This is a genomic window from Alkalibacterium pelagium, from assembly GCF_900109325.1.
Lineage (GTDB): Bacteria > Bacillota > Bacilli > Lactobacillales > Carnobacteriaceae_A > Alkalibacterium > Alkalibacterium pelagium.
The window spans coordinates 248312-268579 of record NZ_FNZU01000002.1 but is presented as its reverse complement, the minus strand read 5'-3'; the positions used below and the strand labels follow the sequence as shown (position 1 = coordinate 268579).

The window sequence follows — 20268 nt, the reverse complement described above, 5'->3', positions numbered from 1 at the left end:
AAGGATAGGAGAGAAGACAATGAAGAAATCAGATTTAGTAAGATGGGGACTCATTCTGAGTACACTGACCTTAACAGCATGCGGAGACACACAAGAAGAGAATGTGGATTCAAGTGCAGCTGACGGAGAAGAAACTGTGTTAGAAGACATTTCAGAAGAAAACGTGGAAGAATCACCTTCTGTCGTGACCATTGAAGATGCTGCAGGCAATACAGTGGAGGTACCGGCCGATCCGCAGACTATAGCTGTGTTTGACAACGGCCAGCTGGATAATCTGTCTACGCTTGGCCTTGGAGATCGTGTGGTGCTGACAGCTTCTCCTAATCTTCCTGATCATTTATCTGAGTACGAAGATATTGAGGTTGCCGGAAGCTTTTTTGAGATCGATCTGGAAGTGACAAATGCAGCTCAACCTGATCTGATTATTGTAGCTGGACGATCAAGTTCTGCCTATGATGATCTGAAAGATATTGCTCCGACGATCGATTTGAGTAATGACTCGACAGCCTATTTTGACTCATTAGACAGCAATCTGGACCGTCTTGGTATGATTTTTGGTCTGGAAGATGAAGCAGAAGCCATTGTTTCGGAGCTTGAAACTGAGCTTGAAGAACTGAGAGAGCGTGCAGAGGCTTCAGAATTGACGACTTTAATGGCTATGTACAATGAAGGATCACTTTCTGCATATGGACCGGGTTCACGATTCGGTGTGGTCCATGATGCGTTTGGATTCACATCTGTTGATGAAAACATTGAAGAATCGAATCACGGCATGGAAATCTCCTTCGAATATGTGCTGGAGATGGATCCGGATCTTCTCTTTGTCATTGACCGAACTGCTGCAATAGGCGGCGATACGTCTTCTCAGCCAATAGAAGAAAATCCGGTCATTCAGCAGACATCCGCAGTCCAGTCTGATTCCATTTACTATCTGTCACCAGCTGCATGGTACCTTGCTGAAGGCGGCGTAGGAACTTTCCGTATCATGATGGATGAAGCAGGACATGCTTTAGATTAATTGGACACATTACTTAAATCAGGAGGTAAGGTATCGGGATGAACTTATCCTGCATCCTTTCTCCTTTTTTGATACACTAATAATGCAATGATAAATCAGGAGGTTATTATGGAACACTATTTTGAACCAGAACATTTCAATATTTTTTCAGTCGATGGACTGGATGAAAGGATGGCACTGATCAGAGAACATATCCAGCCTGTTTTCCAGTCATTCGGTGATGAATTCAAAGCCCATGTGAATACGCAGACGGCATTTGACGGAGGCTTTCACATTGCCCAGCATAGACGGAGAACTGCTAATGCGCCGGAAAGTACCTGGAGTGCTCTGGGAGGGAACTCTCGCGGTTACAAAAAATATCCACATATCCAGCTGGGAATCAACAGCGACCATATTTTTCTCTTCCTGTCACTGATTGATAACCCTGTCCATGAAAAGGCCATGGGGCAGCATCTTCTTGAGAACCTGAAACTGTTCGATCATTTATCAGAGGAGTATTACATTTCACCAGATCATACTAAACCTGATCTTGAAAAGGCGGATGATGAAACAATCGAAAAGACTTTAAAGCGACTGCTTAAAGTGAAAAAAGGAGAGTTTATGATAGGTAAGATCATGCGTGAAGATAGTATAGAGTTGTCAGATAAAGACGCACAGTTTGCCTTCTATAAAAAGACACTCGACGATCTTATGCCTATCTATTCCCGCCTGCTTGATGTGCATCAGAAGAACGAAGACTTAACTTAAGGGATAAAGGAGGTTGTCATATGCAGTCAGAGAAAGATAAGATGACAGCAGGAGAGATGTATGACCCATCTGATCCTGAACTTGTAAAAGGAAGACGCAAAGGCCACGATAGAGCTCAGGACTTTAATAGAGCTGATACGGATGAAGAGAGAAAGCGAATCATCAAGGATCTGTTCGGAACCACTGGTGAAACTATTAAAGTAGAACCGACTGTACGTGTAGATTATGGCTACAATATACATGTTGGGGAAAATTTTTATGCCAATTTCAATTGTGTCTTTCTGGATGTCTGTCCTATTCACATCGGAAAGAATGCGATGCTGGGGCCGGGAGTCAGCATTGTCACACCTGAACATCCTTTAACGCCCTCAGAACGGAATTCAGGATATGAATTTGGCAGACCAGTGACTATGGGGGATAATTGCTGGATCGGAGCAGATGCGACGATCTTAGGCGGCTCTGAACTGGGAAATAATGTGGTTGTTGCTGCTGGAGCTGTAGTCAATGGCATCTTCCCTGACAATGCTGTGATTGGCGGAGTACCGGCTCGTATCATCAAGAACATTCCGGTTAATAATTAAGGCCTATCTTCATAGGCCTTTTTTACTTTCATGAATACTCAGCATATTCTTAGACATTTTTTAGTGTATTAGCTATGATGTACATATAGCACTCTTTGTTGAGATGCTTCTCAGTGAAGAGAATAATGAATGGAAGGTGACGCATATGCAAGAACTTTTAACATTCCCGACAGACGAACTGCTTAAAGAGTACGAGGTAGTCGTTTCGATCTCACTGAACAACGAATCGAATGCAGTAGAAATCGAAGCGAACCAGATTCAGTTCCAGAATTTACTGAAAGAGGCAAAAGCTAAACTCTGTGAGTTGTATGATGAGAAATACTGCAATACGTTACTCGAAAAAGTGAAGCCACTTGTGGATCATTCAGATTTCTGGAGACAGATGACTCAAAGTGTCGTCTTTTATGTCACCCCGGACGAAGTCTACTACTACCGCTTAAGTGTGCCGATTCACACTGGTACAGTAGTAGCTGAACAACCATATATCTTACCATTGATCGCCAATTTCCAGTACGTGAGCTACTATCACCTGCTGGCCCTGAATCATGATAAATTCAGTTTATACAACGGCAGACGCAATAAACTGCAGGAAATAGATCTGCCTGAAGAGGCCCCTGACACACTGACTAAAGCTTTAGGGGACGAACTGACTGGTGGAGAGCTCAACGTTGGATCTTATAATGGAAGTGAAGGAAACAGTGGTGGCGTCTTTCACGGACATAACGAGAAGAGCAATGAAGTTGAGATCGACCAGGAGAATTATTTCCGTGAAGTTGATAAATATGTCTTTGAACATTATTCCAAGCCGACAGAACTACCTTTAGTCCTATTCGCTCTGCCGAAAAATATAGCAGATTTTGAACGTTTGTCAAAAAATGAATACCTTGACGAAACACGTATTGAAGCTTCTCCATCGCAGTTATCGTTTAATGAGATTCAATCACATACTTCTGAAGTGGTGGATGAAATTATTAATCGCAGATACAAGAAACTCGTTGAGAAATTTAACGAAACGACACCTGAATATCGACTTGAAGCCCAGTATAATGACTTGGGAATGGCAAGTATTCAAGGGAAAATCGACGTTCTTCTGATCGAAGACGATTATCAGGTCCACGGAGAACTGGACGAAAACGGTCAGTATCAGGAAAGCACAGAAACTACAAAGTATGTGAACCAGCTTGTTCATAACGTGCTCAAGACTAAAGGGAACGTCTATGTTCTGGAAAAAGCCAGCATGCCTTCAGATACAGGTATCGCTGCAACATTAAGATTCTGATCCAACCAAAACAATGGTAAAGGCCGGGGCCAATGACCCCGGTTTTTATTTTGTCCAAATATCCATAATTCCTTGACTTCCTGCGGGGTTATCGGTATACTGACCTTTGTGTAAAATATCGCAGCGGGAAGTGGTAACCGCGTCAACAGTTTCTTGCCATATGACTCATATGAGTGCAATTGTGTAACCAGCGGCTGCAATTGGTGAAGATTGAAAAGAAACTGCACGTATTACTGAGCTTCCATTCGTTATTTTACTCCATTGCAGTTTTTGAATAAAACTGACAACTAATTAAATGGAGGAATCCCAAAATGGCAAGATATACTGGACCATCATGGAAAAAATCAAGACGTTTAGGCATCTCTTTAACCGGTAGCGGAAAAGAACTGGCAAGACGTCCATATGCACCAGGTCAGCACGGACCTACTGCGCGTATCAAATTATCTGAATACGGCCTACAGTTAAAAGAAAAACAGAAACTACGTTACATGTACGGGTTGAACGAACGTCAATTCTTCAACTTGTTCACTAAAGCAGGTAAAATTCGTGAAGGTAAGCACGGTGTCAACTTCATGGTGCTTCTTGAGCAGCGTCTAGATAACGTTGTTTACAGACTTGGTCTTGCGACTACTCGTCGTCAGGCTCGTCAGCTTGTAAACCACGGTCACATCACTGTAAACGGCAAACGTGTCGATATTCCATCATTCCACGTATCAGTTGGAGATGTAGTCGGTGTTCGTGAAAAATCTAAAGACCTTAAAATCATCAAAGAATCAGTTGAATCTATCTTTGGTCGTCCGGATTTCATTACTTTCGACGACGAAAAGCTGGAAGGATCTCTTACACGTCTACCACTACGTGAAGAAATGCCTGCTGAAATCGATGAAGCGTTTATCGTTGAGTACTACAACAGATAATCCGATTTTAATAGTATTAAAAAGCCTTCTGTCATTAAATCGACAGAAGGCTTTTTTAGTTTGACTAGTTGAAACAGATTTAAATGGCTTCAAGGAGCACAGCACAGAACTCTTCCAGCATCTTTTTATCGTCTTGTGAGAAGCGGTTCTTAATCGGTGCATCGATATCGAGCACACCAATCTTTCTGCCATCTTTAATAAGCGGAACAACGATTTCAGATTCACTGGCTGCATCACAGGCAATATGACCTGGAAACTGATGAACATCAGGAACGACAATTGTTTCTTCGTTCTTAAATGCCGTGCCGCATACTCCGCTGCCGTCCTTTATTCGAACGCAAGCTACTTTACCCTGAAAAGGACCCAGGACGAGTTCCTGATCAGTTGTGTCCCACAAGTAGAAGCCAGCCCAGTTTACGTCTGTCAAGTGATCAAAAAGCAGAGCAGATGCATTGCTGAGATTGGCTATCAGGTTAGGCTCATCTGCCAGAACAGCCTGAAGCTGCTTGTTTATCATATAATTCAGTTCTTTTCCCATGATTCTTTCCTTTCACTGCTATGATTATTTTATAGAATTTGCTTGCTAGTATAACATAATTGATCTAAGTTTGATATACTATATAAAAGAGAACAAGGGTAGACTCTCGTATCTACTGCTGGAGGGAATAAAATGACAATCGAAATTGTCGTAGCGATCAGCATCGTCATACTTGCAGTGATAGTGTATTTCAGTACATATTATCTCAAGAAAACACATTATACTGATATCGACCGACTGGATCACAAGAAAAAGGACGTACTCAGTCATCTGCCTAATGAAAAAGCAGAAAAGCTTGAAAAAATGGCGATAAGCGGTCAGTCTAAAGCATCCGCTGAAATGGCTGTCAGCAAAGTGAACATGATCAATGATGAACGCCTGCCTGAAGTTGAGGCGTGTTTATTTGATGCCGAACAAGCTACAGACCGTTACAGGTTCAAGCAGGCATCGAGTTATCAGAGCAAAGCTGAAGAATCTCTACAATCTATTGAAGAAGATGTCAAGCAGATCGTGAGTACGATCGATGAACTGCTGCAGCGGGAAGAAGCCAATCTGAAAAAAGTCGATGCTATCAAGAAAAGGTATCACAAAATCAGGAAAGAACTGCTGGCGAACAGTTTTACATTTGGCGACAGCATCAATAACCTGGAGGATAAACTGGGTGAAGTTGAATCTAAGTTTACATCCTTTTCTGATCTGACAGCATCAGGAGATCACGAAGAAGCTAAGCTGGTTGTATCCAAACTAGATAAAGATATGTCCGGAATGGAAAAGCTGATGAGCCGTATCCCTGAACTGATCAAGACGATTAATACGTCCTACGTTAAACAGAGAGAAGAAATAGTTGAAGGGTACAGCACTTTGACTGAACAAGGTTACCTCTTTCCAGAGTCAAATGAAATGGATAACAAACTGGCTCGACTCGAAAAGGAGATCATTGAACTGAAATCTCATGTTGAAGAACTGGATATGGAAAAAGCAGATTCTCAAAGTGAAGCGGTCGAAATACAGATCAATGACTTATACGATCTTATGGAAACTGAAATTGAAGCCAAGGCATCGGTAAACACCTTAATCAAGAAACTGAAGAAGATTATATTATACGTTCAGGATCAGAATCGTGAAATGGGCTTTGAACTTGACCGGATCAACCAGAGCTATACCCTCTATCAGAATGAAGAAGGCCAGTATAAAGAAATGAATGCTACACTTAAAGAACAAGTAAAACTGATCAGTGAGGTAGAGGCAGATTTGGCAGAAGAGCGTGTGCCGTACTCAACTGCAGAAGAGTTGCTCGAAAGGAGCTTCGAGCAGCTGGAGAACCTATCCCAGGCTTACCAGAAAATGTCGAAACAACTCTATTCGTATAGAGAAAAAGAATTACAGATCAAAAATGATATTGAAGAAATGGAAATGGCCTTAAGGGAAATGAAACGATACATTGAAAGTAAACATCTTCCTGGTTTGTCGAAAGCATTTCTAGATCTCTTTTTCTATACGACAGACCACCTGGAATCTTTATCCAGAGAGCTTGCCAGACCTCGTCTCAATTTGAAGGACGTTTTATCTCTTCATAAAATGTGTGAAGACGATATCGAGTCGCTGGCCGATCAGACTGATGCGATCGTCGATGAGGCTCTCCTGACAGAACTGACCAGTCAGCGTCTATACAGATATAAGGATGAGCATCCAGAAGTGATCGAGACAATCAAGTATAGTGAATCACTCTTTCTGGATGAATATGATTATCATACAGCCCTGAAAATGGTCAGAGAAAAACTGGAATCAATTGAGCCTGGTGCATATCAGACCCTATCTGAAGAGTATAAAAAAGATAAATCGTATGATTAAAACTTAATTTACGGATAAAGCCAGTCTAGTACTGGCTTTTTTCACGGTCAGTATACTGCGAATAATACACCAGTCCAAGGCTTGAAGAAGCAAAAAAATCTGATATAATAGTAAAAGTTTGTATATGAACGGCATAGAGAGGTTTTGACATGATATACTTTGATAATTCAGCTACAACTAAAATTAATGATTCAGTTCTCGAGTCCTATCTGGAAGCAAGCAAACGATACTACGGTAACCCGTCCAGTCTGCATGTTATGGGAGAAGAGACCAGCAGTCTGCTGAAACGGTCCCGTATGCAGGTAGCCGAGCTGCTGCAAGTCGAATCCGAAGAAATCTTTTTTACCAGCGGTGGCACTGAAGGAGATAACTGGGCAATAAAAGGAACAGCGATCGAAAAGATGGCTTACGGGAAGCACATTATCTCTACAGCTATCGAGCATCCAGCAGTAATTAAATCCTTGGAGCAGCTGGAACAAATGGGCTGGGAAGTGACGTACCTTTCTGTAGATGAGAAAGGTCAGATCGATTTGGATGAACTAAAGCAGGCTATTAGAAAAGATACGGTTCTTGTATCCATAATGGCTGTCAACAATGAAATGGGCAGCATACAGCCACTGAGAAAAATCAGCGAGATACTTGAGTCCCATCCATCTATCCATTTTCATGTAGATGCAGTACAGGCAGTCGGCAAAATTGATCTTGACTTGGCCGGATCAAGAATAGATATCGCAGTCTTTTCCGGTCATAAATTCCACGCGCCGAAAGGGACCGGCTTCATTTATCTGAAAAAAGGCAGAAAACTTGCTCCCCTGATGAGTGGAGGGGGCCAGGAAAAAGGAAAACGAAGCGGAACAGAAAATGTGCCAGGGAATATTGCCATGGCGAAAGCGCTGAGGCTGCTTTTGGAAGACAGCACGGCTAAAAGAAATAAATTGTTTAATTTGAAGAACGAGCTGACTGACTACCTGACTAAATTGGAGAAAGTAACTGTTTTTACTCCAGATGGAAGTGCACCGCATATAATCTGTTTTGGAATGAACCGGATACGCGGCGAAGTCATTGTCCATGCACTGGAAAAGCAGGGAATCATCGTATCGACGACTAGTGCATGTTCCAGCAGAAGGAAGACAAAAACGCCAACAGTGCTGGACATGGGCTATTCTAAAGAAGAGGCAGAATCAGCCGTCAGAATCAGCCTGAGTCATCTGAATTCGAATGAGGAAGTCCAGGAATTTAAAAACCAGTTCAATTTAATACATGAGCAGATGAGAGATATAAATTAAGGAGAGCGTTATGCAGATTACAGAAATTCTGGTTCGTTACGGCGAGCTGTCTACAAAAGGAAAGAACAGAAAATTTTTCATCAAGAAGCTGCACAGAAATGTTCGGACACATCTTCGTCAGTTCAACACGGTCAAAATCAGTTCAAACAGGGACAGGATGCATATTGATCTTAATGAGGAAGATGCTGATGCAGTGATGGCTGAACTCAAGGATGTGTTCGGTATTCAGTCATTTTCACCTGTCGTTAAAGTAGAAAAAACGCTGGAAGAAGCTAAGAAAGCCGTTGTTCACCTAGTTAAGCAACAGTTTACAGAAAATATGACCTTCAAGATCATGACCAGAAGAGCTGACCACGACTTTAAATATGACACGAATGAAATGAACCGTCTGCTTGGAACAGAAGTTGAAAAAGCAGTTCAGCCGGTATCAGTAAAAATGAAAAATCCCGATGTAACTGTCAGGGTAGAGGTACGAAAAGATGGGATATTCATCTCTGTCGATACTCTGTCCGGTGCAGGAGGACTTCCAGTAGGAACAAGTGGAAAAGGCATGCTTATGCTGTCAGGGGGGATCGATTCTCCTGTAGCAGGATACCTGTCTATGAAACGAGGCATGTCTATAGAAGCTGTTCATTTTCACAGCCCGCCTTATACTAGTCCGCAAGCACTTAAGAAAGCTAAAGACCTCACTGCCAAAATTGCACGCTTTGGAGGAGACGTCACCTTCCTGGAAGTTCCCTTTACTGAAATTCAGGAAGAAATAAAGAAAGTGATACCTGAAGCCTATTCAATGACGATCACGAGACGAATGATGCTGAGGCTGACTGATGCGATCAGAGGACATAGAAACGGGCTGGCAATAATCAACGGCGAGTCGCTCGGCCAAGTCGCTTCTCAGACTCTAGAAAGCATGACAGCTATAAATGAAGTAACCAATACCCCTGTTCTAAGACCACTGATTTCAATGGACAAGAACGACATCATTAAAATTGCACAGGATATCGATACCTTTGATCTGGCGGTTCAGCCTTATGAAGACTGCTGCACGGTCTTTGCCCCTTCACGTCCTAAGACCAAACCAAGACTGCACAAGGTCAGGGAACTGGAAGAGGAGCTGGATATCGAAGGGATGATGCAGCGTGCACTGGACGGCATAGTTGATACCGTGATAGGTAAACATTCCGATTCTGAGCAGTCAAATGAAGATGCATTTGATTCGCTTTTCTGATCTTTTGGTTGCATTCGGCTCTGATGAAACGTACACTAGACTTAAACGACAGGAAAGAAGGAAAAAACATGGATGTAACTTTAAAAGGTAAAAAATTCCAGACAAACGCTCAACCCCCTCAAGTAGGAGACGATGCGCCTTCCTTTACGGCTAAGAATCTGAATGAAGAAACGGTCAGCTTGTCAGATTACAAAGGAGATGTGCTGATCATCAGTACGGTTCCGGATATTGAAACAAGCACGTGTTCCAGACAGACGAATACCTTCAATGATAAAGCTGAAGATCTGAAGAATACACGGATCATTTCCATATCGACAAATACTTTAGAGCAGCAGACCAAATGGGCAGAATCTAAAGTGCTGTCTTCAGATATTCTTCATGACAGTGACCGATCATTTGCAAAAGGCTATGGTCTTTACATTGAAGAGATAGACAAAATGGCTCGGACAGTCTTTGTCATCAATAGAAACGGCCAGATCGTCTACCGTGAAGTGGTGAAAGAAATGGCAGAAGATCCTAACTATGAAGAAGCTTTGTCAGCAGCAAGACATGAAGAAGCAGAACTGAATTAACTCAAAAATAGAATATTAAATAGCATAGAACAAGAGGAGTAATGATCCGAATCATCTCAGAGAATGGGTGTCAGCTGGAAATCCCTGATGAAGACGATCACGAAGTAGCTTGGGAGCTTTTACGAGGAAATAAACAGTACTCGTGGATGGGATGACAGACCAGTAATACTGTCTAGAGAGATTACAGCATATATCGGATCAACCGGAATATTCTGTAGTAATATAGGTGGTACCGCGAAGCATTCGTCCTAAGTAATTTAGGATGAGTGCTTTTTTTGATAATTAAAATAAATGAGGTGCATAAAATGGAAGAAAATAATATGTCAACGAAATATGATCCAACTGCCGTAGAAGCAGGGAAATATCAGGAATGGCTGGATAAAGATCTGTTCAAGCCAAATGAAAAGGGAACAGAGCCGTATTCTGTTGTCATTCCGCCTCCAAACGTAACAGGGAAACTTCACTTGGGGCATGCATGGGATACGACACTTCAGGATATCATTATCAGACAGAAGCGTATGCAGGGGTATGATACTTTGTGGCTTCCAGGTATGGACCATGCCGGAATCGCAACTCAGGCCAAAGTAGAAGAGAAGCTGGCTGAGCAGAACATTTCCCGTCACGATCTGGGAAGAGAAAAGTTTCTTGAAAAAGTATGGGACTGGAAAGAAGAATACGCGGGTAATATTCGTGATCAGTGGGCTAAAGTCGGTATTTCAGTCGATTATTCAAGAGAACGATTCACCCTCGATGAAGGACTGAATAAGGCAGTCAATAAAGTCTTTGTCGATTTATATAATAAAGGCCTGATTTACCGTGGAGAGTACATTATCAACTGGGACCCTAAAGCACAGACGGCTCTTTCAGACATTGAAGTCGAGCACAAAGAAGTCAATGGTGCCTTCTACCATATCAGTTATCCGATAGTGGACAGCGAGGAGTCAGTGGAAATAGCTACGACCCGACCGGAAACAATGCTTGGAGATACGGCTGTAGCTGTTCATCCTGATGATGAGAGGTATCAGCACCTGATTGGAAAGAAAGTCCTGCTTCCTATTTTAAACAGGGAACTGGATGTCATAGCTGATGACTATGTCGATATGGAATTTGGTACAGGAGTCGTTAAAATCACCCCCGCACATGACCCGAATGACTTTGAAATCGGTCAGCGACATGATCTGAAACAAATCAATGTGATGAACAATGATGGATCAATGAATACCCTGGCAGGGAAATATGAAGGGATGGACCGGTTCGAAGCACGAAAAGCTCTGGTCAGTGATCTTAAAGAAGAAGGCTATCTTATCAAGATAGAAGACATGCAGCACAGCGTTGGTCATTCAGAACGTACAGGTGTCATTGTAGAGCCGAGACTATCGACTCAATGGTTTGTCAAGATGGATCACTTGTCTGATAAAGCTCTGGCTAACCAGCTGACAGACGATAAAGTCAATTTCGTACCAGAACGTTTTGAGAAGACATTTAACAGCTGGATGGAAAATGTTCACGACTGGGTCATTTCAAGACAACTCTGGTGGGGACATCGTATACCGGCCTGGTATCACAACGATACTGGTGAAGTCTATGTAGGAGAATCAGCACCTTCTGATCCGGAAAAATGGACTCAGGATAATGATGTGCTGGATACCTGGTTCAGTTCAGCACTCTGGCCTTTCTCTACTATGGGATGGCCTGACGAGGAAAGCAGCGACTTTAAAAAATACTTCCCAACGAGTACGCTAGTAACAGGTTATGACATTATCTTCTTCTGGGTCAGCCGAATGATTTTCCAGAGTCTTGAGTTTACAGGCAAAGCGCCGTTCAAACATGTTCTGATGCATGGTCTGATAAGAGACGAGCAGGGCAGAAAGATGAGTAAGTCTTTAGGAAACGGAATCGATCCTATGGAAGTCATCGACAAGTATGGTGCGGATGCACTGAGATGGTTCCTTTCCAACGGATCTGCTCCTGGCCAGGATGTCCGCTTCAGTTATGAAAAAATGGATGCGTCATGGAACTTCATCAATAAAATCTGGAATGCAAGCAGGTATGTCATCATGAACCTGGGTGACTTTTCAGTTGAAGAAATCGATCTGACTATGGAAAAATCAATTGCAGATAAATGGATCCTTGCTCGTCTTAATGAAACAGTCAGACAAGTGACCGACCTGTTTGAAAAGTTTGAATTCGGTGAAGCTGGTCGTCAGTTGTATAAATTTATATGGGACGATTACTGTGACTGGTATATTGAAATGAGTAAAGAAGTCCTGACGCAAGGAACGGAAGAACAGAAGCAGTCTGCCAAGTCTGTTCTTGTACATGTTCTGGATCAGACACTGCGTCTGCTTCATCCGATCATGCCATTTGTAACTGAAGAAATCTGGTCTCACATCCCTCATTCAGGAGAATCTATTGTGACTGCGGAATATCCTGTGACTCGTACTGAATTTGAAGACCAGGATGCTATAGAAAATATGGACATGCTGATCGAACTGATCAGGGCCGTCAGAACGATTCGTTCGGAAGCTGACAGACCTCTGTCCAAAACGATTGATTTGCTGATCAGAACAAAAGGAGACAAAGAAGAAGCTTTCTTGAAAGAAAATGAATCATTCATCAGACGATTCTGTAATCCTGATCAGCTGGTCATAGAACTGGCAGTTGATGTGCCGGAAGAAGTCAAAGTAGCTGTAGTAACTGGCGCAGAAGTGTTCATCCCGCTTGCTGGACTAGTCGACTTCAAAGAAGAAATCAAACGTCTGGAAAAAGAGCAGTCCAAATGGCAAAGTGAAATTACTCGAGTGGAGAAGAAACTGGCTAATGAAAAATTTGTCCAGAATGCTCCAGAAAGCATCGTGGAAGAAGAGCGGTCTAAAGGAAGAGAATATCAGGAAAAATTTGATTCTGTCACTCGACAATTGGCGAAAATGATAGAGATAGAAGAGGATAACCGATGAGTAAACTGATCATATTTGATATGGACGGGTTGATGTTCGATACTGAACCTCTCTATTATAAAGCCAATCAGCAGACTGCTGACCGTATAGGCCTCCCGTTTGACTATGCGTTTTATGAAAAGTATATTGGTGCAAGTGAGAAAGACTTTTTCAATGCGATGTATCAGTCATTTGATAAAGAAAAAGTCGAACGATTCATCACTGACAGCACAGCAGATTTAAAAGATGTTCTGTTTGCGGCTCCTCCAGTCAAGAAAAAAGGGCTGGTCGATCTGCTTGATTATCTGAAAAATAATGAATACAAAATGGTGGTCGCTTCGAGTTCTGAAAGAGAGGTCGTCAGAGCTCTTCTGGAAGGCGCAGAGGTATTGGATTACTTTGATGGTGTCATAGGTGGAGATGATGTGACGCATTCAAAACCTCATCCTGAGATATTCATCAAGGCTAGCAGCCTCGCCGGTGAGAGTTTTTCCAAAGTTTTAGTTCTCGAAGATTCAGTGAATGGGATCAAAGCTGCCAACGCAGCAGGCTTCCCAGTTGTAATGGTACCGGACCTGATTGAACCTGATGAGGAGATTCGCAGCCTTACATTAGACGTCTGCCATGATCTTCATGAAGTTCTAACGAAGATAAAAAGTGACATTTTAATTTAATGGGTAATGTTATAGAAGAGGAGCTCAAAACAGCTCCTCTTCTTTTCATTAAGGAGGATGTCATCTATGCAAAAATTTACAGATCTACCTGTCGAATCCCGTCCAAGAGAGCGATTGAAAGAATACGGTCAGTCAGCCCTGGCCAATCATGAATTGCTGGCTATTTTGTTAAGAACAGGGACTAGAGATCAGAATGTGCTTCAATTAAGTCTACAAGTCTTTTCACACTTCGATGACTTATACATGCTCAAGAATGCCTCACTTGAGGAACTGATGGAGATTCCAGGCATCGGAAAAGCAAAAGCCGTGGAACTTCTAGCGGCCATTGAACTGGGAAAGAGGATGTCCCATACGCCTATCGTTAAAGAAGGGGCAGTGACTTCCAGCCAGTATATAGGTCAGATTCTACTGGATGAACTGAAGGATCTTCAGCAGGAGCATGTCGTAGCTCTTTTTCTCAATACAAAAAATGAAATCATCAAGAAAGAAACTATATTTAAAGGGTCACTGAATTCTTCGGTGGCACATCCGCGTGAGATATTTAAAGCCGCTATCAAGTGTTCTTCAGCACGACTCATCATTGCGCACAACCATCCCTCCGGAAATCCGGAACCATCCGATGCAGATCTTTCATTCACGCAACGCATGTCTGAGGCAGGGAGACTCATCGGAATAGAACTGCTGGATCACTTTATTATCGGTGACGATTCCTACATCAGTCTTAAAGAATTGGGAGCGCTCTAAAAGCTGCAAGTAAAAGGTTTGATTTTTAAAAATAGATGGAGCTTTATACTTGCAATAGTAAAATAGCCATGTTAATATGAATTTAGCATTTTGTTAGGGAAAGAAAAAAGTAATGTGTAACAACATTCCGATTCGTACCTATAGCATTATGTGAAATATAAAGTGCATCAGGCACGAGGAGGAAATTGTAACATGGAAAACGGTACAGTAAAATGGTTTAACGCAGAAAAAGGTTTTGGATTCATCGAGCGCGAAGGTGCAGACGACGTATTCGTACACTTCTCAGCTATTAACGAAGAAGGATTCAAATCTCTAGAAGAAGGTCAAGCTGTTACTTTCGACATCGAAGAAGGCGCACGCGGACCACAAGCTGCAAACGTAGAAAAAGCGTAATTAACTCTAATTGAATTTTCGACCGGGTAGGCATAATGCTTATCCGGTTTTTTATATACTCAGATAATGTAACGAATCGTTTCAAATATTAAAATTAAAATAAAGTCAAAGTCTTATAGTGCATCTTTTGAGATAAAAAGGTACAATAGCATAATGAATACTATTCAATAGTAATTAAATATGTATGCTGTGATTTTGAAAGGAGATTTTCTAAGTGTTTTGGTTTAGGAAAAAGAATATTGGAATTGACTTGGGGACTGCAAATACTAATGTCTTCGTTGAAGGAAAAGGAATTGTACTGGGGGAACCCTCAGTTGTAGCTAAAGATAAACAGACTGATGAGGTTGTTGCAGTTGGTGAAAATGCACAAAAAATGATTGGTAGAACACCTGGAAGTATCGTAGCTATTCGTCCGATGAAAGATGGAGTGATTGCAGACTTTGATACAACTGCAGCTATGATGGAATACTTTATAGGGAAATCCGTCGGGAAACGTGCCTCGAAACCTAATGTGGTTGTCTGTGTGCCCGGAGGCGGAACTGAAGTTGAGAAAAGAGCAATCATTGATGCTACAAGAATGGCTGGAGCTAAAGATGCGTTTCTTATAGAAGAACCTTTTGCAGCTGCAATAGGTGCTGGCCTGCCAGTCAATGAACCTACAGGAAGTATGGTTGTAGATATTGGTGGAGGAACAACCGACGTGGCAACTATCTCACTAGGTGGGATCGTCAGCAGCCGAACAATCAAAATGGCTGGAGATCAGATGGATCAGTCAATCATCCACTATATCAGAAGTAAATACAATTTGCTTATCGGTGAACGCACAGCTGAAGCAATAAAAATAGAACTAGGTAGTGCTTCTATCGAAGCGTCCAAAACACTGGAAAATATGGACATCAGAGGACGAGACTTACTTACAGGTTTACCTAAAACTATTTCTATCCCTGCAGTAGACGTTTCTGAAGCGATAAAAGAAGTGATCGATGGAATAATCATTGCCGTAAAAGCAACTCTGGAAGACACGTCTCCTGAAATTTCTGCAGACGTGATCGACAGAGGAATCGTCCTGACAGGTGGGGGAGCTCTTCTTAAAAATTTAAGTGATGTCATTGCGGAAGAGACTGAAGTGCCTGTATTTGTAGCAAGCAACCCTCTGGACTGTGTAGCTATCGGTACGGGCGAAGCATTGAATCACCTTGATCTATATAAAAAACAATCGAGATAAATAGGTACGACTGACAAGCGGGGAGGAAACTTCCCGCTTATTTGATGACTCGGACAAATGTGTACAAAGAAAATCTTATGCAACTGCCTCTACGATAGAATCAAAATATATGGTAAAATAGTCGAAGTTAATTACAAGAGGTGTTTTAATTGAACCAGTTTTTTACAAATAAAAAAATGATCGTTCTTCTGATCAGTGTTATTCTGTTCGTGTCTCTTATTTCCATATCTTTAAGATCTGGTGACAATACGCCGTTTCTACAGCAGGCATCTAATGATATTACAGCTGTCCTAGGGCGTGTTTTTACTCGACCTGCAAATGCAGTAACACGAGTATTTGAATCAGTTAGCGATCTTCAGAATACTTATGAAGAGAATCAGAGACTGAAAATAGAAATAGACAAAATCTACGAACGACAAGCTGAAATCAACGTTCTGAGAGATGAAAATCAGAGATTGGGTGAAGAACTTGATCTTCAAAGTTCCCTGACTGACTATCGGACTATTTCAGGTACCGTAATTTCTAGAAACCCGGATAACTGGGTGGATCAGATTGTGGTTGATCGGGGCAGCCAGGATGGTGTTGAGGTCGGGATGCCGGTAATGTCGAGCAACGGCCTTATTGGAAGAATTTCCGAAGTCAATCCGACGAGTTCCAAGGTCGTCCTTCTGACAAATATCGATCAGACAGCCAATCAGGTCTCCTCAGAAATTATTATGGAAGAAGAGATCGTTTACGGGCTGATCAGTGGGTATGACAGCAGCAATGACAGGCTTGTCATGTCTCAGATTACCTCTACGATTGAAATCGAAGAAGGAGATCTGATTACCACATCTGGTCTTGGAGGCGTGATTCCCCGCGGTCTAGTGATTGGTGAAGTTGATGAAGTGACTATGGATGCCCATGGACTAGCTCAGCAAGTCTTTGTAAATCCGGCAGCAGATTTTGAAAACATCAGATACGTTACAATTATAAATAGACTTGCAGAAAGCGGGGAATAATATGGAGCAGTGGAAAAGAGTTGTCATTCCTATTGTCCTTCTATTTTTCTCGTTGCTGACCGACGGGCTGATCGTTGCAATGTTTACTGAACAGCTCATTGTTCCTTTCGGCTTTATGTCCCCGAGGTTATTCGTACTAGTTGCGATCCTGCTTGCATTCTACCTTGAACCGAGACATATGATCATTCTGACAATTGTTTTTGGTTTTATTTATGATAGCTATTTTTCAGGTCTGCTTGGTATTTATATCGCCGGCCTGACACTTATAGCCTACTTTGTCATGCAGTTGAGGAAAATATTCGATACGAATTATTTTATCATCCTGCTCGTTTCCATCATTATGTTCACTTTTCTCGAGTTTTTTGTTTTCGGCATTTATAACGTGCTGGACTTAACTACTATAGGTGTGCAGGATTTCATGGCAGACAGACTGTCAGCATCGCTGTTGTTTAACACTGTCACTGCAGTGATCCTGATTCTTCCTCTGAAGTATATTATTCAGAGTATCGGTATTGACAGAAAAGGGAATAAGGACAAATCGAAATCCAGTATTAGCTACAGATAATGAGGAGTGAAGCCAATGAAGAATGCTGTAACACTAAAAGGAAGAACGGAAGGGTTTCAGATTATCCTGCACGCTTCGGCTTCCTTTGAAGAAGTAGTTGACCAGCTGAAAGAACTAACAGTCCAGTTGAAAAAGGATACACAGAAAGGGCATAAGCTGAATTTCTTTGTCGACACTGGTAGCAGACTGCTGTCAGCTGACGAAAAAAAGCAGATCAGTGATATCATTGAAGATGAACATTTTAAAATCAGTTCTTACGATTCCAATGTCATTTCGATTGAGGATGCCCAGAAGCGTGCCAGAGAAGCACGTCCGAGGCTTGAAGTAAGGACGGTCAGGAGCGGTCAGATCCTAGAAGCAGAGGGGGATCTCCTGCTTATAGGCCAGGTCCACCCAGGTGGAACAGTTCGTGCAACCGGCAGTATTTTTGTTATCGGTGAATTGAAAGGTATAGCCCATGCAGGCTTTGAAGGAAACGAAAATGCCATAGTTCTGGCGAATTTCAAGTATAATGCACAAGTGAGGATTGGCGGCAATGTCCATGTCATCGAAAGCCGTGATGAAAACCTTGTTCAATCAGAGGACATCCAGTTTGTTTACGTGAATGATTTACATATCATAGAAGTCGGTTCTCTCCATCACTTGAAAACGATACGCCCAGAAATAGGGAAACACTCAGGAGGTTTATTTTAAATGGGAAAAGCAATTGTAGTGACATCAGGTAAAGGTGGAGTAGGAAAAACGACATCCACTGCAAATATAGGAACAGCTCTGGCCCTTCAAAGCCGAAAAGTCTGTCTAGTCGATATGGATATAGGTCTCCGTAATCTGGATGTTATATTAGGTCTTGAGAATAGAATCATCTACGACATCATTGATGTGGTCGAAGGAAGAGCAAAACTGCATCAGGCAATCATTAAAGACAAACGATTCAATGATCAGCTTTTCCTGCTTCCGGCTGCTCAGCATGCGGACAAGAATGCGATTAATGAAGAGCAGATGATCGAGCTGATCGGTGAACTGAAAAAAGATTATGACTTTGTACTGATCGACTGTCCAGCAGGAATCGAACAGGGGTTCAAAAACTCCATAGCTGCAGCTGATGATGCTATTCTGGTCACGACCCCGGAAATTTCAGCAATCAGAGATGCAGACAGAATCATTGGGCTGATCGAACAGACATCGATTCAGCAGCCGAAACTGATCATCAACCGAATCAGAAAGTCAATGATGCAAAAAGGTGAAGTGATGGATATAGAAGAAATCACCCGCCATCTATCAGTTGAACTGCTGGGAATCATATTTGAAGACGATGAAGTTGTCAGATCTTCGAACAAGGGGAATCCAGTGGTGCTGGATCCGGATCATGTATCGTCTCAAGGGTATAGAAACATTGCAAGACGTCTTCTGGGAGACACTGTTCCGCTTATGTCTCTTAAAGATGAGAAACAGTCATTCTGGAAAAAGCTTTTCGGTAAAAAACGTTGACTCGTTTAATCATATTTGATATGATATTAATGTTGTATTTGTGACGCACCACAGCTACAACCGCTCGTATATAAGTCTTGAAGAGCTACTGCCACTTATAACGGCGAGTCTAAGTGCAAGAATAAGGCATATTATGCTTTGTTCAAAATTTTAAGGAGGTGCAACAAGTATGTATGCAATCATCAAAACAGGCGGCAAACAGTTCAAAGTTGAAGAAGGTCAGGAAATCTTTGTTGAAAAACTGGACGGAGAATCTGGCGATACAGTAACATTTGGAGAAGTATTGTTCGTAGGTGGAGACAGCACTGTTGTAGGAAGTCCGTTTATCGAAGGTGCTTCAGTTGAAGCAGTTATCGAAAAACAAGGGCGCGGTAAGAAAGTTACGACTTACAAATACCGTCGCAGAAAAGACTCTCACAACAAGCAAGGTCACCGTCAGCCGTATACAAAAGTAACAATCAAATCAATTAAATCTAACTAATACAGACAGGGAAGCGGTTCTGTAATGATCAATATATTATTTCAGTTTGAAAATGAACACATCTCCTCGGTGGAAGTCACTGGGCATGCTGATTCTGGTCCTTATGGTCAGGATATCGTGTGTGCCGCCGTCTCAGCATTGAGTATCGGAACAGTGAACAGTCTGATCGAGATCGGCGACATATCACTTGATATTGTGTCGGCAGATGAGCAGGGAGGCTTTCTGAAGTTTTCGCTGCCTGAAGGTCTGAGTCAGAAGCAAATTGAAATAGCTCAAATATTGATGAATAGTCTGCATCTTTCCTTGAAAAACACGGAAGCAGAGTACGGAGACTATATGACAGTCCATTCCTCAAACAATAAGTAATGGAGGTGCAAAAATCATGTTGAAAATGAATTTACAATTTTTCGCGACGAAAAAAGGTGGAGGGTCAACTTCCAACGGTCGTGATTCTCAATCTAAACGTCTAGGCGCTAAGCGTGGAGACGGTCAAGTCGTTTCAGGTGGATCAATTTTATACCGTCAACGCGGAACTAAAATCCATCCAGGTGAAAACGTTGGTCGTGGTGGAGATGACACGCTTTATGCTAAAGTTGACGGCGTTGTTCGCTTCGAACGTAAAGGAAAAAACAAAAAGCAAGTTTCTGTTTATCCTGTAGCTAACTAAATTAAGAGAAGTGGAGGAATCACATCAGCTGATATGGTTCCTTTTTTCTTTACGATAACATGACAGGATGTCATACG

The 20268-nt window shown here is 42.1% G+C and carries 22 protein-coding genes and 2 other annotated features; of the genes, 21 read left to right on the top strand and 1 reads right to left on the bottom strand.

The features are described from left to right. Nucleotides 1–19 precede the first annotated feature (19 nt). The 5 genes from BMX79_RS02970 (at nt 20) to rpsD (ending at nt 4542) form a co-directional block, all read left to right on the top strand. Entirely contained in the window at nt 20–1018 is a 999-nt protein-coding gene (locus BMX79_RS02970; RefSeq protein WP_091478973.1) for a siderophore ABC transporter substrate-binding protein, read from the top strand. A gap of 108 nt (nt 1019–1126) precedes the next feature. After that, nucleotides 1127–1765 (top strand): DUF1054 family protein, encoded by a 639-nt coding sequence (locus BMX79_RS02965; RefSeq protein WP_091478972.1) that lies wholly within the window; start codon nt 1127–1129, stop codon nt 1763–1765. Nucleotides 1766–1785: 20 nt separating this feature from the next. After that, entirely contained in the window at nt 1786–2346 is a 561-nt protein-coding gene (locus BMX79_RS02960) for a sugar O-acetyltransferase (protein ID WP_091478970.1), read from the top strand. 145 nt (nt 2347–2491) lie between these two features. Continuing rightward, complete coding sequence (locus tag BMX79_RS02955; protein WP_091478969.1) at nt 2492–3625, top strand: baeRF6 domain-containing protein; 1134 nt, start codon at nt 2492–2494, stop codon at nt 3623–3625. A gap of 311 nt (nt 3626–3936) precedes the next feature. Further along, nucleotides 3937–4542: a 30S ribosomal protein S4 gene (rpsD, locus tag BMX79_RS02950; RefSeq protein WP_091478967.1), complete on the top strand. Its 606-nt coding sequence runs from the start codon at nt 3937–3939 to the stop codon at nt 4540–4542. Between the two features lie 79 nt (nt 4543–4621). On the opposite strand, the gene msrC is transcribed toward rpsD, so the two are convergent. Next, nucleotides 4622–5080: a free L-methionine (R)-S-oxide reductase MsrC gene (msrC, locus tag BMX79_RS02945; protein WP_091478965.1), complete on the bottom strand. Its 459-nt coding sequence runs from the start codon at nt 5078–5080 to the stop codon at nt 4622–4624. A gap of 132 nt (nt 5081–5212) precedes the next feature. Here msrC and BMX79_RS02940 point away from each other — a divergent pair, with 132 nt between their 5' ends. The 16 genes from BMX79_RS02940 (at nt 5213) to rpmA (ending at nt 20191) form a co-directional block, all read left to right on the top strand. Continuing rightward, entirely contained in the window at nt 5213–6931 is a 1719-nt protein-coding gene (locus tag BMX79_RS02940) for a septation ring formation regulator EzrA (RefSeq protein WP_091478964.1), read from the top strand. Between the two features lie 149 nt (nt 6932–7080). Beyond that, complete coding sequence (locus BMX79_RS02935) at nt 7081–8217, top strand: cysteine desulfurase family protein (protein WP_091478962.1); 1137 nt, start codon at nt 7081–7083, stop codon at nt 8215–8217. Between the two features lie 10 nt (nt 8218–8227). Next, complete coding sequence (gene thiI, locus BMX79_RS02930; RefSeq protein ID WP_091478960.1) at nt 8228–9445, top strand: tRNA uracil 4-sulfurtransferase ThiI; 1218 nt, start codon at nt 8228–8230, stop codon at nt 9443–9445. 68 nt (nt 9446–9513) lie between these two features. Beyond that, nucleotides 9514–10017, top strand: a complete 504-nt coding sequence (locus BMX79_RS02925) for a thiol peroxidase (protein ID WP_170230940.1) — start codon at nt 9514–9516, stop codon at nt 10015–10017. 16 nt (nt 10018–10033) lie between these two features. Then, nucleotides 10034–10271, top strand: a binding site (T-box leader). 51 nt (nt 10272–10322) lie between these two features. Continuing rightward, a complete protein-coding gene (locus tag BMX79_RS02920; RefSeq protein WP_091478957.1) occupies nt 10323–12974 on the top strand; it encodes a valine--tRNA ligase in 2652 nt (883 codons plus the stop codon). Continuing rightward, complete coding sequence (locus tag BMX79_RS02915) at nt 12971–13627, top strand: HAD family hydrolase (RefSeq protein ID WP_091478955.1); 657 nt, start codon at nt 12971–12973, stop codon at nt 13625–13627. The genes BMX79_RS02920 and BMX79_RS02915 overlap by 4 nt, the downstream gene beginning before the upstream one ends. Before the next feature lie 57 nt (nt 13628–13684). After that, the gene (gene radC, locus BMX79_RS02910; protein WP_091478953.1) at nt 13685–14371 is read left to right on the top strand and encodes a RadC family protein; all 687 of its coding nucleotides are present in this window, start codon (nt 13685–13687) and stop codon (nt 14369–14371) included. Nucleotides 14372–14563: 192 nt separating this feature from the next. Then, nucleotides 14564–14764 carry a cold-shock protein gene (locus tag BMX79_RS02905; protein ID WP_034302391.1) on the top strand — a complete coding sequence of 67 codons (201 nt, stop codon included), beginning with the start codon at nt 14564–14566 and terminating at the stop codon, nt 14762–14764. A gap of 214 nt (nt 14765–14978) precedes the next feature. Further along, on the top strand, nt 14979–15989 hold the full coding sequence (locus BMX79_RS02900; RefSeq protein WP_091478951.1) for a rod shape-determining protein: 1011 nt from the start codon (nt 14979–14981) through the stop codon (nt 15987–15989). A gap of 149 nt (nt 15990–16138) precedes the next feature. Further along, complete coding sequence (gene mreC, locus BMX79_RS02895) at nt 16139–16990, top strand: rod shape-determining protein MreC (protein ID WP_091478950.1); 852 nt, start codon at nt 16139–16141, stop codon at nt 16988–16990. 1 nt (nt 16991) lies between these two features. Further along, the gene (gene mreD / locus BMX79_RS02890; RefSeq protein ID WP_091478948.1) at nt 16992–17555 is read left to right on the top strand and encodes a rod shape-determining protein MreD; all 564 of its coding nucleotides are present in this window, start codon (nt 16992–16994) and stop codon (nt 17553–17555) included. A gap of 15 nt (nt 17556–17570) precedes the next feature. Continuing rightward, the gene (locus tag BMX79_RS02885; RefSeq protein WP_091478947.1) at nt 17571–18248 is read left to right on the top strand and encodes a septum site-determining protein MinC; all 678 of its coding nucleotides are present in this window, start codon (nt 17571–17573) and stop codon (nt 18246–18248) included. After that, nucleotides 18249–19043 carry a septum site-determining protein MinD gene (gene minD / locus BMX79_RS02880; RefSeq protein ID WP_091478945.1) on the top strand — a complete coding sequence of 265 codons (795 nt, stop codon included), beginning with the start codon at nt 18249–18251 and terminating at the stop codon, nt 19041–19043. A 48-nt stretch (nt 19044–19091) separates the two neighbouring features. Continuing rightward, nucleotides 19092–19164 (top strand) — a sequence feature (ribosomal protein L21 leader region). A 48-nt stretch (nt 19165–19212) separates the two neighbouring features. Further along, nucleotides 19213–19524: a 50S ribosomal protein L21 gene (gene rplU / locus BMX79_RS02875; RefSeq protein ID WP_091478944.1), complete on the top strand. Its 312-nt coding sequence runs from the start codon at nt 19213–19215 to the stop codon at nt 19522–19524. 24 nt (nt 19525–19548) lie between these two features. Continuing rightward, nucleotides 19549–19890 (top strand): ribosomal-processing cysteine protease Prp, encoded by a 342-nt coding sequence (locus tag BMX79_RS02870; RefSeq protein ID WP_091478942.1) that lies wholly within the window; start codon nt 19549–19551, stop codon nt 19888–19890. Between the two features lie 16 nt (nt 19891–19906). Further along, complete coding sequence (gene rpmA, locus BMX79_RS02865; protein ID WP_091478941.1) at nt 19907–20191, top strand: 50S ribosomal protein L27; 285 nt, start codon at nt 19907–19909, stop codon at nt 20189–20191. Nucleotides 20192–20268: the final 77 nt, after the last annotated feature.

What these genes read in the sequence shown, in the direction of transcription:
- BMX79_RS02905 (WP_034302391.1), top strand. Translation starts at nt 14,564, where the DNA reads ATGGAAAACGGTACAGTAAAATGGTTTAACGCAGAAAAAGGTTTTGGA.
- BMX79_RS02935 (WP_091478962.1), top strand. Translation starts at nt 7,081, where the DNA reads ATGATATACTTTGATAATTCAGCTACAACTAAAATTAATGATTCAGTT.
- BMX79_RS02970 (WP_091478973.1), top strand. Translation starts at nt 20, where the DNA reads ATGAAGAAATCAGATTTAGTAAGATGGGGACTCATTCTGAGTACACTG.
- BMX79_RS02870 (WP_091478942.1), top strand. Translation starts at nt 19,549, where the DNA reads ATGATCAATATATTATTTCAGTTTGAAAATGAACACATCTCCTCGGTG.
- BMX79_RS02940 (WP_091478964.1), top strand. Translation starts at nt 5,213, where the DNA reads ATGACAATCGAAATTGTCGTAGCGATCAGCATCGTCATACTTGCAGTG.
- BMX79_RS02915 (WP_091478955.1), top strand. Translation starts at nt 12,971, where the DNA reads ATGAGTAAACTGATCATATTTGATATGGACGGGTTGATGTTCGATACT.
- thiI (WP_091478960.1), top strand. Translation starts at nt 8,228, where the DNA reads ATGCAGATTACAGAAATTCTGGTTCGTTACGGCGAGCTGTCTACAAAA.
- rpmA (WP_091478941.1), top strand. Translation starts at nt 19,907, where the DNA reads ATGTTGAAAATGAATTTACAATTTTTCGCGACGAAAAAAGGTGGAGGG.
- BMX79_RS02960 (WP_091478970.1), top strand. Translation starts at nt 1,786, where the DNA reads ATGCAGTCAGAGAAAGATAAGATGACAGCAGGAGAGATGTATGACCCA.
- BMX79_RS02920 (WP_091478957.1), top strand. Translation starts at nt 10,323, where the DNA reads ATGGAAGAAAATAATATGTCAACGAAATATGATCCAACTGCCGTAGAA.
- BMX79_RS02925 (WP_170230940.1), top strand. Translation starts at nt 9,514, where the DNA reads ATGGATGTAACTTTAAAAGGTAAAAAATTCCAGACAAACGCTCAACCC.
- BMX79_RS02955 (WP_091478969.1), top strand. Translation starts at nt 2,492, where the DNA reads ATGCAAGAACTTTTAACATTCCCGACAGACGAACTGCTTAAAGAGTAC.
- msrC (WP_091478965.1), bottom strand. Translation starts at nt 5,080, where the DNA reads ATGGGAAAAGAACTGAATTATATGATAAACAAGCAGCTTCAGGCTGTT.
- BMX79_RS02965 (WP_091478972.1), top strand. Translation starts at nt 1,127, where the DNA reads ATGGAACACTATTTTGAACCAGAACATTTCAATATTTTTTCAGTCGAT.
- BMX79_RS02885 (WP_091478947.1), top strand. Translation starts at nt 17,571, where the DNA reads ATGAAGAATGCTGTAACACTAAAAGGAAGAACGGAAGGGTTTCAGATT.
- rpsD (WP_091478967.1), top strand. Translation starts at nt 3,937, where the DNA reads ATGGCAAGATATACTGGACCATCATGGAAAAAATCAAGACGTTTAGGC.
- radC (WP_091478953.1), top strand. Translation starts at nt 13,685, where the DNA reads ATGTCATCTATGCAAAAATTTACAGATCTACCTGTCGAATCCCGTCCA.
- rplU (WP_091478944.1), top strand. Translation starts at nt 19,213, where the DNA reads ATGTATGCAATCATCAAAACAGGCGGCAAACAGTTCAAAGTTGAAGAA.
- mreD (WP_091478948.1), top strand. Translation starts at nt 16,992, where the DNA reads ATGGAGCAGTGGAAAAGAGTTGTCATTCCTATTGTCCTTCTATTTTTC.
- minD (WP_091478945.1), top strand. Translation starts at nt 18,249, where the DNA reads ATGGGAAAAGCAATTGTAGTGACATCAGGTAAAGGTGGAGTAGGAAAA.